This is a genomic window from Streptomyces sp. NPDC002499, assembly GCF_053595415.1.
Genome location: NZ_JBSFXO010000002.1, coordinates 449,536 through 462,081 on the forward strand (window position 1 = coordinate 449,536; position 12,546 = coordinate 462,081).

The window sequence follows — 12,546 nt, forward strand, 5'->3', positions numbered from 1 at the left end:
GCGATAGTGATCACCCGGGAACTGCTAGGACACGCGGAGACACCGCTTCGTGTCGCGATCGACATCGTGGCGACGAGCCCTAACTCCGCTGATCCACTTGGTCCTTCTGGTCCTTCTGGTCCCACTCCATGACGACACGGAAGGCGCTCTTCGCGCTGCCTTTGCCGAGGATCGCGAAGAGCCCCCCGGTGTCGAAGCCGATCTCGCATTCGAACTCGACGGTGAATCGCGTGGGCCCGGAGTTCCTGAGGGCGTCGCCGATACGTTCGGCGAAGCCGCCGACCGCTGCGGTGACCTGGTCGATGCTCGGCGGGCGTGCGGCGATCTCACGCTCGTCGTCCCCGCCCCCGGCCGCCTGTTCGGTCCGTTCGGCCCGAACCAGCAGTCTGCTCCCGTCCGGGAGCGACACCGGAATCATCTCGTCCGTCATGGGCTCCCCCAACTCCTGGTGTATGCCCGCATATTAGGTGCGTGACGGGACGTTCGCGGTCACAATCGGCACGTGACAAGGTCCGATCTCGTGGATGCGCTGTCCGATGTCGTACTCGCGCTCACGGGCGCGGACGGCGCCGAGGGCTCCGGCTTCTTCGTGGCGCCAGGGCTGGTGCTCACCTGCGCTCATGTGGTGGGTTCCGTCGACGCGCCGGTCGTCGCGCGCCGGCAAGGCCGGGAGGTGTCGCTGCGAGCGGTGCCGGAGTGGTTTCGGCCGGCGGGTGCGGACGGATCGGGCGCCGACCTGGCACTGCTGCGGGTACCCGAGGAGTTCGACCATCGGGTCGCCTGCCTGGCCGAGGCGATCGAGCCGGGGGACGACCTGTGGTCGTACGGACACCCTCAAGGGGCCTACCGGGAAGGCGACTCCGTCTCCTTCAGCGCCCAAGGGCCCTCGCATCGGGTGCACAGAGGCGAATCGGTGGCCCTGTACCACGCGACGCACGGCCGCGCCGCCCCCGGTTTCAGCGGCGCCCCGGTCCTCAACTGGCGCACCGGGGCCGTGTGCGGCGTCCTCCGCTTCGCGCACTCGCTGGAGCGCGGTGTGCCCGGCGCGCGGCTCGTCCCCGTACGCACGATCCTCGACACCTACGACTTCCTCGACGAGCCCGTCGCCGTGACCCCTGCCCGCTGTGCCTGGCTGGAGCTGCTGGACGATGCTCAACTGCGCGCGGGCGGCTGGAGGTACGCGGGCCCGGCGTTGCGCGCATACCTGTCGGCCGCCGGGGCGGCGGCCGACGACCATCCGTACGCGGTCCGGGTGCCGGGCGCCGGGACGCCGCCGCTGGCGGACGTCTACGTCAGCCAGCATGTCTCCCTCCGGGCGGAGGTCGAACCGCACGCGGATCTCGGTGACATACCGCTGCTGCCGGCCGAGTCGCTGCTCACGGAGCACCGGAGCGTAGTGCTGCTGGGCGGCCCCGGCGCGGGGAAGTCCAGCCTTGCCCGGCGGCTCACCGTGCGGCTCGCGGACGCCTGGCTGGCCGGCGGACAGCCGCCTGTGGTGCCGATTCGCATCCGGGCCGACGCGCTCGCACAGCCCGGATACCTCTCCCACCTGCTGCGCGGCGCCGTGGAACGAGATCCGGCCATGCGTTTGAGGACACCGCTGCCCGCCGATCTGTTCGAAGGCCCGCCACTGCCGGGAGTGCCGTGGCTGGTGCTGGTCGACGGGGTGGACGAGGTGCTCGACCCCGAGCTGCGCAGGGCCGTGCTCGGCGCCGCCGCGTCGCTCTGCCGGACACCGGACTTCCGCGTCCTGGTCACCACGCGGCCCTTGCCCCGGGACGAACTCGAGCCCCTGCTCGGGGAGGAGGTACCCGTCTTCCGTATCCAGCCCTTCGGACTGAACGCGTTGCGCGAGTTCGCGAACCAGTGGTTCCACAGTCTGCGGCTGCCGGAGGCGGAGGCGCTTGCCGACCGGTTCCTCCAAGCGACGGAACGCAGCCACATGCTGCACCTGGCCGGCATCCCCCTGCTGGCGACGATGCTCGTGGTGATCTTCGCCGAGAGCCCCGACAGTCCACTGCCGCGTGGCCGGATAGAGTTGTACGAGCGGTTCATCGACCGTCTCCTGGAGAAGATGCACCGGCGGCCCACCCTGGCCCTCCAAGGGCTGCGGGCCCGTGTCGAGGGCTATCCGGACGCCCCAGAAGCGGTGAGCGAACTCGTCAAGGGCGTACGGGGGTTGATGGAGCAGGTCGCGTGGGAACGCCGGACCGGCATCATGCCCGAACCAGTGCTGGAGCTGGCCGTCCACGGGACCACCGGACTGCGGCCCGGGCATCTGCCGGCGGACGAGTGGCGAGAGGTACTGCGCGAACTGCTGCGGGGCACCGGCCTGGTGATCGACGAGGGCGACGACCTGAGATTCCTGCACCAGACAGTGGAGGAGTTCCTGGCGGCCCGGGTCACGGCACGCACCGCGGAGCCGAACACGCGCGAGGGCCGCGACGTGGTGTCGGGGATGAGCGAGAGCCGGCTGGTGTACGGCCTTCCCGAGGAGAACGCCTATGTGGAGTTCGTGTTCGGGCTGTGGGCGAAACTCGGCAAGGACGCGGGCGACCTGGTGCTGAGCCTGTTCGAGCCGAGCGGTCCGCAGCGCATGCGGGGGTCCGCATGGCAGGCGCGGAACGGGACGGCACCGCACGTGGCCGGGTTCACGGATACCTCTGCGCAATCGCATGGACCGGGTCGGGCGACCGGGCTGGTTGCTCGCCTGCTGCACGACAAGGGCTCTCTTCCCGACCGTGTCCGGCCGAAGATCCTCACCCGGCTCCATACCACCGCGCTGAGACACGGCTGCGCCTGGGCCGCCGGTGCTCTCGTCTACGCCGATCGGGCCGACGGCCTCGCGCTGCTGGAGGAGATGGCGGCCTCGGGGTGGCTCGCGGTGCACGAACGCCTGGCAGCCGTATGGGAGTTGGCCGCCTGGGACCGCGACCGGGCGGTCACGCTGCTCCGGGAAGCCGTGGCGACCGGCATGACCTTTGCCGACAGCACCACGCAGTGGCGTGAGGTGTGCGACACCACCACGTACCTCTATCCCGTGCCCGCGGCCCAGGCTGTCGTCAGCTCCCGGTTCGACGCGGCCTCGACCCTCGGCCTGCTGGACCACGCCCTGGGCGTGGAGGCGTTCACCTCCCTCGCGTCCGACGAGTCCATGTCGTGGGGCGACCGCCTCAGGGCGGCCGTGTATCTGTCCGAACTGCTGCCGGAGCTGCGGACCCTCCCGGCTCCGCCGTTCGTCGCGGGACGAGACGTGGCCGAGCTCCGGGGCCCTGAGTTCCTCGTCGAGGTCGCCAGAGCCGAGAACCGCTGGGATCCGGCCCGGCCGCTGATCAAGTGGGCGCTGGACCGGACCCGTTCGGGAGAAGAGCGGGTGACCGTCGCTCACGCCCTGGTCCTGCACAACGCGTGGCGATCCCGGGCCACTCTGGAAAAGCTGATCGGCGAGGACGAGTTGAACCACGACCCCCACGTCGTCCAGGTCGCCCTGCTGCTGGCGGAGCTGGACAGCGGCCGCGCCACGCGTGCCCTGGCGAAGCGGATCAGAGAGGAGTCGTTGGGCACGGCACCCGTCCTGGTCGACACCCTGGTGGAACTGAGTCCCCGGAGGGCCGAGAAGGCGCTCCGTCGCGAGTTGGACCGAGACAGCATGCACACACCGGCGCACTACGCGTACACGTTGTCCAAACTCGACCGCCGAGCCGGGGAGAAGGCGCTGGTCAAGCTGGTCCGCGATCGCTTCGCCCCGGACAGCAGGCGGATGGATGCCGCCCGTTTCCTCGGTCGCGTCAACCAGAGACGGGCTGTCGCGGAACTCACGAGGGTGCTCGCGAGCGAGAACATGGCACACACAGTGCAGCGCGTCACTCTGGAGCAGGTCCTGGACGAGGTGAAGTCCCAGGCCCCGGAACGCCGCGCACTCGAATCCGGTGGGCCCGGCCCCCGAGCGATCGAACCTCCGGCCAACCGGTCGTAGTCATCCCCGGTGGGGCCATCAACAGCGACGCGCAGCCAGGTGCTGCTCCGAGTGGACGGTCGCCAAGTTACCCATGCGTTCCGCACATCGGAGTGATGACAGCGGCAACTGTGCAGGGCCGTGGCCCGCGTGACAGCGTCGTTCTCGTCGGCGAACGGGGCGAGGGAGATGGCATGAACAAGGGTTATGCCGTGTACTGCGATGCGGATCCGTACTTCTACGACGCTCCGCACCGCACGGCCTCCCGGAGCGGGGCCGGTCGGTCCCGGTACGCCACGGCCTCCTCGCCCGTACCGCAGGGATGGCAGCGCAACGAGAGCGGGGACTGGCTCGCTCTGCGTCCGGTCGACGCCGAACTGCCCGTTCAGGGGTGGAAGATCCACGTCTCCGCCTGTCTCGACAACGCGGAGTCCGTACTCGACCGTGTGTGGCGGTACTGCGTCGCCGACGGCACGGCCTTCAAGTTCGTACCCAGTCGCTACCTGTTGCACCAGCGGAACGCCAAGTACGCGGACCGGGCCGGCAGTGGCAAGTTCATCACCGTGTACCCGGCGGACGAGGCGGAGTTCGAACGGCTCGTGAGGGAGTTGTCCGAACTGCTGGCCGGTGAGACGGGACCGCACATCCTCAGCGACCTGAGAATCGGCGACGGCCCCGTCCACGTCCGCTACGGCGGCTTCACCCGCCGCAACTGCTATGACGCGGAAGGGGAGTTGCGGCCGGCCGTGACCGGTCCCGACGGCGTGCTGGTGCCCGACCTTCGTGGTCCGGTCTTCCGCCTGCCGGACTGGGTGGATCCGCCTGCTTTCCTGCGCCCGCACCTCGACGCCCGTTCGGCCGTGACCGTGGCCGGCATGCCCTACACCGTCGAGTCGGCCCTGCACTTCTCCAACGGCGGTGGCGTCTACCTCGCCCGCGACGACAACACCGGCGAGCAGGTCGTCCTCAAGGAGGCACGTCCGCACGCCGGGCTGGCGGCCGACGGTGCCGACGCCGTGACCCGGCTGCACCGTGAACGCCGGGCACTGGAGACGCTGTCGGGCCTCGACTGCACGCCCGAGGTGCTCGACCACCTCACCATCGGGGAACACCATTTCCTCGTCCTGGAGTACATCGACGGCAAGCCGCTCAACACCTTCTTCGCCCGCCGGCACCCGCTCATCGAGGCCGACCCGAGTGAGCGGACCCTGGCCGAGTACACCGCCTGGGCCCTCGACGTCCACGCTCGCGTGGAGCGCGCCGTCGCGGACGTCCACGCCCGGGGCGTGGTCTTCAACGACCTGCACCTGTTCAACATCATGATCCGGGACGACGACAGCATCGCCCTCCTGGACTTCGAGGCGGCCCACCACGTCGACGAACCGGGGCGTCAGACCGTGGCGAACCCGGGGTTCGTGGCGCCTCGTGACCGACGAGGCACGGCCGTGGACCGGTACGCGCTGGCGTGTCTGCGGCTCGCGCTGTTCCTCCCGCTCACGAGTCTGCTGGCCGTCGACCGGCGCAAGGCGGCGCACCTCGCCGACGTGGTGGCGGACCGGTTCCCGGTGGACCGGGCCTTCCTGGACGCGGCGGTCGACGAGATCACGCGCGTCGACGGCGCCCCCGTGGTGCGCGGGCCGATCGGCCCGGTGGTTCCGGTGCGGCCGGACGACTGGCCCCGCAGCAGAGACTCCATGGCCGAGGCCGTTCGCGCCTCCGCGACACCCTCCCGCACGGACCGCCTCTTCCCCGGCGACATCGCGCAGTTCGCCACGGCCGGTGGCGGGCTGGCCTTCGGCCACGGAGCGGCGGGCGTGCTGTACGCCCTGGCCGAGAGCGGGGCGGGACGGGACGAGGACGGTGAGCAGTGGCTGCTGGAGCGGACCAAGCAACCGCCCTCGGGAATGCCGCTCGGTTTCCACGACGGGCTCGCCGGGATCGCCTGGACGCTCGACCGGCTCGGCCATCGCGACCGCGCCCTCGACCTCGCCGAGCTGCTGCTCGACCAGGCCTTCGACCAGCTGGCCCCGGACCTGCACAGCGGCACCGCGGGACTGGGCCTGGCCCTGGACTCGCTGGCCGCCACCACCGGGGAGGCCGCACTGCACACCACGGCTCTGCGCTGCGCCGATCTCGCCGCCGCCGCCGGCCTGCCGGGCGGGCGCGATGAACCCACCCGCCCCCGCGCAGGACTGCTGCACGGCGCAACGGGACGCGCGCTGCTCTTCCTGCGGCTCTTCGAACGCACCGGCGACAGCGCCCTCCTCGACCTCGCCCGCGACGCGCTGCGCCAGGACCTCGCCCGCTGTGTCCGTGGCGCGGGCGGCGCGCTCCAGGTCGACGAGGGCTGGCGCACGATGCCCTACCTGGGCGCCGGCAGCGTGGGCATCGGCATGGTGCTGGACGACTACCTGACGCACCGCGAGGACGCGGAGTTCGCGCGGGCCAGGAAAGAGATCGTGGCCGCGGCCCAGGCGATGTTCTACGCCCAGCCCGGTCTCTACCGGGGCGTGGCCGGCATGGTGCTGTACCTCGGCCGCACCACGGCCACGGCGCCCGGCACGGGCCCGGAGGCCGTCCGGCGCCAACTCGACGCGCTCTCCTGGCACGCCATGTCCTACGCGGACCGGCTCGCCTTTCCCGGTGAGCAGATGATGCGCCTGTCCATGGACCTCTCCACCGGAACGGCCGGATGCCTGCTGGCTGTCGCCTCCGTCCTCGGTGACGCCCCCGCCGGGCTGCCGTTCCTCCCGTCGCTGCGCCCCAGCGGCGGCCCACAGACTCGGCCCCACCAGGGGTCGTGAAGAAGCACATCCACTCCCCCACGAGAGGAAATGTCATGAACCTTTTCGACCTGCAGTCCATGGAGACCCCCAAGGAAGAGGCCATGGGCGACGTCGAGAGCGGTAGCCGCGCGAGCCTCCTGCTCTGTGGCGACAGCAGCCTGAGCGTCACCACCTGTAACTGACGCCGGAGTTGCCGATCACGGTGACGTGGTGAGCCATGTCGCCGGGCACTGGCGCCCCGGGTCCACTCCCGGGGCGCCGACGCCTGCCCGCGCGGTCACCGCGGCCGAGCAGGGCAGCCGAATCCGCCGGATCCACGACCGGTGTCCCCAGTGGACGGACGGAGGTATGCGCCAGTGCGAACGACCAGGCCCTGGGGACTCCGGACGCCCCTCACGCGGGAGGGAACCGACGGTCCGGCCCCCGGACACGCGCTGGAAGCACTGGTGCTGCTGTGCTCGGTCGCCGCGGCCGCTGCGACGGTGGCCCAACCCTTCGTCCTCGGCCGCACGTTGGACCTGCTGCTGCGGGACGGCGAAGCGGGCCATTGGCTTCCGCTGAGCGCCGGTCTGCTCCTGGGCGAACTGCTGCTGGACAGTCTGACCGCGCTGTTCGCCGGACGCTGCAACGCCACATGGACGGCGTCGATACGCTCTCGTGCCCTGCGCGGACTGCTGCGCGCCGTGCCCGACAGCGCGCGCCCCCACCCGCCGGGGGACGTCGGGACCCGCCTGACCCTCAATGCCACGGACGCCGGCGGCGCCCCGGCGGCCCGGGCGGCGCTCGGCGCCTCACTGCTCACCCCGCTGGGCGCACTCGTGGCGCTGGCCTTCGTCGACCTGTGGGTGGCCGCCTGCGTACTGACCGGGCTGCCCGCGCTGGCGCTGGTGCTGCGGTCCTTCGCCCGCGACACGGGAGCCTCGGTCGCCGCCTACCAGCGCACGCAGTCCCTGATCGCTTCGCGGCTGCTGGAAGCCCTGGAGGGCGCGGCCACGATCGGCGCCGCGGGGACCGGCGACCGTGAACGCGCCCGCATCCTGGCGCCGTTGACGGAACTGGCCGCTCAGGGCCGACGCATGTGGGCGCTGCACGGTCGGGCGCTCGGCAGGAGCAATGTCCTCGTCCCGCTGCTGACGCTGGCCGCCACCGCTGTCGGCGGCCTGCGACTGGCGGCCGGCGACCTGAGCGTGGGTGACCTGCTCGCCGCCTGCCGGTACGCGCAACTCGCGGCCGGCGTCGGCGGTGCCGCGGCGCTGCTCGGCGCGCTCGTCCGCGCCCGCGAGGCCCGGCGCCGCACCCGGGAGCTGGAGACGATGCCTCCGCTGACGTACGGATCACGGCGGCTGCCTCCCGGCGGCGCCGGCGTGCTCGAACTGCGCGATGTACGTGTGGTGCGGGACGGCAGGCAGGTGCTGCGCGCCGACCGCCTGCGGTTGCCGGGCGGCAGCACGGTCGCGGTGGTCGGCCGCAGCGGGGCGGGAAAGTCCGTCCTGGCGGCCGTGGCGGGACGGCTGATCGACCCGGACGAGGGGCACGTACTGCTGGACGGCGTCCCGCTCGACCGCCTGACGCGCGAGGCACTGCGCACCGAGGTGGCGTACGCCTTCGAACGTCCGGTCCTGGGCGAGGGCACGGTCGCCGAAGCCGTCGCCGGCGGGGCACGGCACCCGACACCCGACGAGGTACGGCAGGCGTCCCGCGCGGCGGGCGCCGACGGCTTCGTACGACGGCTGCCGCGCGGTTACGACACCCCGCTGCCGGAGGCGCCGCTCTCGGGCGGGGAACACCAACGTCTCGGACTGGCGCGGGCGTTCGCGCACGCCGGGCGGTTGCTGGTGATGGACGACGCCACGTCCAGTCTGGACACCGCCACCGAGCACGAGGTGAACCAGGCACTGCGCCGCTCGGTGCGGCGGGGCACCAGGCTCCTCGTCGCCCACCGCCCGTCGGTCGCGGACCGGGCGGACCTGGTGCTCTGGCTGGAGGCGGGCGAGGTGCGCGCCGTCGGGACACACCGCGAGCTGTGGCACACGGCCGGCTACCGGGCGGTCTTCGGGGTCGACGGGAGCGGGGTCGATGCCGTGACACCGGCGGACGAAGGGCTCGTACGCCGTCATGAACCCGAGGAGGTGCGGCCGTGACGTCCGCCGGGTACCGCGGCGTGCCGGTCTCGGACTCCGACGGGCGCCGGGACGACGGGTCCGGTGCGCTGAGCCGTCTCGCGCCGCGCGCGCGTCGCTTCCTCGCCCGCCGCAAGGGCGTGTTGGCGCGGCTCGCGCTCTGGTCGCTGGCCGAGTCGGGCCAGGCGTTCCTGGTGGGCTACGGGGTCGCCCGCTCCGTCGACGAGGGGTTCCTCGTCGGTGACCCGCGCCGGGGACTTCTGTGGCTCGCGGTCGCCCTGATCGGCGTACTGTCCGGCGCCCGGGTCGTCCGGGGGGTGTTCGCACAGCTCGCCGGGTTGACGGAGCCGCTGCGCGACGCGCTGGTGCGACACGCGGTCGACCGTTCCATGGCCGGGGCGGCCGGAGGCGGCCCCGGTGGAACGGACCGGGCGGCCGTCTCGCGGCTGACGAACCAGGTCGAGATCGCCCGGGACAGCTTCGCCGGTCTCGTCCTCACCCTGCGTTCCTTCGTCTTCACCGCCGCCGGAGCCCTGCTCGGCCTGCTGTCGCTCCACCCCGCCCTGCTCGTGGTGGTCCTGCCGCCCATGGTGAGTGGTCTCGCACTCTTCCTCTGCACACTGCGGCCCATGGCAGCGGCCCAGCGCCGCGCCCTGGCGGCCGACGAAGCGCTCGGCGATCACGCGGCGCGGTGCCGTGCGGCGCTGCGCGACCTCACCGCCTGCGGGACGGCGCCCGACGCCGAACGGCGAGGCGCGGACCTGGTCGCGGATGCCGCCGCGCAGTCGCGGACCCTGGCCAACTGGGCTGCGGTGCGTACGGCGGCCCTGGGTGTCGCGGCCGACCTGCCCGTCCTCACCCTGCTGATCGCGGTGCCCTGGCTGCGCGGCCGAGGAGTGAGCACGGGCGCCCTGCTGGGGGCGTTCACCTACCTCGTCCAGTCCCTGCTGCCAGCCCTGCACACGCTGATGACGGCACTGGGCGCGGCCGGAGCCCGACTACTGGTCGTCCTCGACCGGGTCCTCGGCCCGGTGCCGGACGCGGCGCCGGGAGTCACGGGCCTGCCTGACGTGTCGAAAGCCGTTCCGGCCCGCTCGGTGCCGAGCCGCCCCACGGCCCCGGCGGTGGAACTGCGATCCGTCACCCTGTCGTACGGCGTGCACGCCGAGCCCGTCCTCGACGCGCTCGACCTGCGCGTCGCGCCGGGCGAACACCTTGCCGTGGTCGGCCCGAGCGGCATCGGCAAATCGACCCTCACCCGCCTCGTCGCGGGGACGCTGGCGCCGAGCGCCGGCGAAGTACGCGTGGCCGGACACGTGGTGACGGGACACGCGGTCGCCGAGCTCTCCGCTCTTCGGGTGCTCGTCCCGCAAGAGGCCTACGTGTTCTCCGGCAGCGTGGGCGACAACCTCGCGTATCTGCGCACGCAGGTGGACCGGGGCGAAGTCGCCGCCGCCGTCCGGGTCATCGGCCTGGACCCACTGGTCGAGCGCCTGGGCGGACTCGACGGCCCGGTGCGGCCCACCGAACTGTCCCCGGGGGAAAGGCAGTTGATCGCGTTGGCTCGCGCCTACCTGTCCCCCGCGCCCTTGCTCCTGCTCGACGAGTCCACTTGCCATCTCGACCCGGCGTCCGAGGCCCGCGCGGAGGAGGCTCTCGCGGCGCGGCCCGGAACGCTGCTCGTGGTGGCGCACCGGCTGTCCTCGGCGGTCCGCGCCGACCGGATCCTGGTCCTGGACGGCGTACGGGCGGTGTGTGGCACGCACGACGACGTGCTCAGCCGTTCGCCCCTCTATCGCGACCTGACGGGTCATTGGCGGGCGGGCTCGTCTCGACAGCTGTGACCGCGGCCCGGCGCGCACCGGGCGGTGTCGAGATCGTGGCCATGTGCGCGTCCGGTCACGTCCAGCCGGCGTTCTGGACGATGCGTATGGCGTCGACCCGGTTGCGGGCGCCCACCTTCCGGATCGCCGTGGCCATGTAGTTGCGTACCGTTCCACGGGACAGGTGCAGGCCTGCCGCGATCTCGGCGATCGGCGCTCCCTGGGACGCCATGGTCAGTACGCCCAGTTCGCGGGTGGTCAGCGGCATCTCCGAGCCCTTCAGCAGGGCCACGGTGAGCGACTCGTCCAGGAAGCGCTCACCCCTGGCGACCGTGTGCACCGCCGTGATCAGCCGATGCGCCGGGGCGTTCTTGTCGACCAGGCCGAGGGCTCCCCCCTCGAACGCCCGGCGCAGCACCCCCGGCCGCTCGGCCGTCGTCAGGACGACGAGCCGGTCCCCGCACCGGATCCGCAGGCGCTCGCCGCACCCCCGGTCCGGGCCCCGCAGGCACTCGCCGTCCACGACGCAGACGTCGGCGCACGGCGCTTCGCGATCCGGGCCGTCGGCGTCGGGACACAGCGACGAGACATCCAGCGTGTCGTCCGATCTCAGTAACTGCACCAACGCCGAGCTCAGCAGTTTCTCGTCATGCACCACGAGAGTACGAACCATCTTCTCCATCCCCCTGTCGGCGGCTGTCCTGTTCCGGCAGCCGGCTCCCCGCGGCCAACGGACCAAGTGCCCGTATCCGGTAGGGCGGAACACGGCGCGTCCTCAGGTGCGGACCGAACCGGGGTCAATCCGCCGTCTTCGGCGCTCCTTCGGGCCGGGGCGGAGGCGTACGCCCGGGCGAAGAAGGGCGGATAAGACACCAATCAACGGGACGGCCCCGCCCGGACGAGCAGTGACCGGCGGTCGCTCGTGCCACGTACGGGCCTGGCGGGAGCGGTCCCTGCCACCCGAGACCGGTCGTACCTGCGAAGCCGGACGGCCGGACAGGGATTTCGGCCGGTCCCGGGCTCCGGCCGAAAATCGCCTGTGCCCAATGTGGCGTGAAAGGAAGCGTCCTAGCGGTGTGCGAGACCGTCGATCATCAGGGTGAGGGTGAAGTCGAAGCGGTCGTGGCCCTCGCCGGCGGTGAGTTCGGTGGCGTGGCGGGTGATGTGGGGGAAGGTCTCGGCGGGCAGAGCGGTGAACCGGCGCAGGAGTTCGTCGCGGTCGACGACCCAGGCGACGTCGTCGTCCGCCGCACGTTGGTGCGCGATCGATGTCTCGAGGCAGTAGGCGGCCACGTAGAGCAGAAGGGCGTCGATGGCCCAGGCGGCGGTCTGGGGGGCGACTCCGCCGGCGAGCAGGATCGCCAGCATTCCTTCGGTGACGCGCAGGATCTCGAGGTCGGTGGGGGCCATGGCGAACGCGGCGCGGGAGATGCCGGGGTATTTCAGGTACTGGTCGCGCAGCTGGGTGCACACGCTGCGGATCTGCTCCCGCCAGGCCGTGGAATCGGGTGCGGGATCGCGTGCCGGGTCGGGCTCCGGGAGTACGAGCCCCGCGCACAGTCGGCCGATGAGCAGCTCGTCGAGGTCGGCCTTGTTGACCACGTGGGCGTAGAGCGAGGCGGGTCCTGTGTCGAGCGCGCCGGCCAGGCGGCGCATGGTCAGTGCCTCGTAGCCCTCCGAGGCGATGACGGCCAGCGCGGTGTCGACGACCTGTTCCACGGTGATCGGGGCCTTGCGGCGCCGGGGCCTGGGGGCGGTCTCGGCCTCGGGGTTCGGCGGCTGGTGGCGCGCCGCGCGTCGCTCTCTCGGATTCACCCGACCACTATAACTTGACACGAACACTGTTCGTAACTAGAACAGTG

8 protein-coding genes are annotated in these 12,546 nt (G+C 71.9%); 5 read left to right on the forward strand and 3 right to left on the reverse strand.

Going from position 1 to position 12,546, the window contains the following annotated elements:
* Positions 1-79 precede the first annotated feature (79 nt).
* Positions 80-430 (reverse strand): CU044_2847 family protein, encoded by a 351-nt coding sequence (locus ACWD5F_RS06660; RefSeq protein ID WP_451251744.1) that lies wholly within the window; start codon positions 428-430, stop codon positions 80-82.
* Positions 431-502: 72 nt separating this feature from the next.
* Between ACWD5F_RS06660 and ACWD5F_RS06665 the strand changes: the two genes are divergently transcribed.
* The 5 genes from ACWD5F_RS06665 to ACWD5F_RS06685 all read left to right on the forward strand — a co-directional run bounded on the left by ACWD5F_RS06665 (position 503) and on the right by ACWD5F_RS06685 (position 10,705).
* Positions 503-3,976 carry a trypsin-like peptidase domain-containing protein gene (locus tag ACWD5F_RS06665; protein WP_451251746.1) on the forward strand — a complete coding sequence of 1,158 codons (3,474 nt, stop codon included), beginning with the start codon at positions 503-505 and terminating at the stop codon, positions 3,974-3,976.
* A gap of 173 nt (positions 3,977-4,149) precedes the next feature.
* Complete coding sequence (lanKC, locus tag ACWD5F_RS06670; RefSeq protein ID WP_451251748.1) at positions 4,150-6,759, forward strand: class III lanthionine synthetase LanKC; 2,610 nt, start codon at positions 4,150-4,152, stop codon at positions 6,757-6,759.
* Between the two features lie 35 nt (positions 6,760-6,794).
* On the forward strand, positions 6,795-6,923 hold the full coding sequence (ramS, locus tag ACWD5F_RS06675) for a mycelium formation morphogenetic lantipeptide SapB (protein ID WP_149551904.1): 129 nt from the start codon (positions 6,795-6,797) through the stop codon (positions 6,921-6,923).
* A gap of 174 nt (positions 6,924-7,097) precedes the next feature.
* On the forward strand, positions 7,098-8,882 hold the full coding sequence (locus tag ACWD5F_RS06680; RefSeq protein WP_451251751.1) for an ABC transporter ATP-binding protein: 1,785 nt from the start codon (positions 7,098-7,100) through the stop codon (positions 8,880-8,882).
* Between the two features lie 20 nt (positions 8,883-8,902).
* Positions 8,903-10,705 carry an ATP-binding cassette domain-containing protein gene (locus tag ACWD5F_RS06685; protein WP_451252282.1) on the forward strand — a complete coding sequence of 601 codons (1,803 nt, stop codon included), beginning with the start codon at positions 8,903-8,905 and terminating at the stop codon, positions 10,703-10,705.
* Between the two features lie 55 nt (positions 10,706-10,760).
* Here the strand turns inward: ACWD5F_RS06685 and ACWD5F_RS06690 are convergent, their stop codons facing one another.
* Positions 10,761-11,366, reverse strand: a complete 606-nt coding sequence (locus tag ACWD5F_RS06690) for a LuxR C-terminal-related transcriptional regulator (RefSeq protein WP_451251753.1) — start codon at positions 11,364-11,366, stop codon at positions 10,761-10,763.
* 386 nt (positions 11,367-11,752) lie between these two features.
* Positions 11,753-12,499: a TetR/AcrR family transcriptional regulator gene (locus tag ACWD5F_RS06695; RefSeq protein ID WP_451251755.1), complete on the reverse strand. Its 747-nt coding sequence runs from the start codon at positions 12,497-12,499 to the stop codon at positions 11,753-11,755.
* Positions 12,500-12,546: the final 47 nt, after the last annotated feature.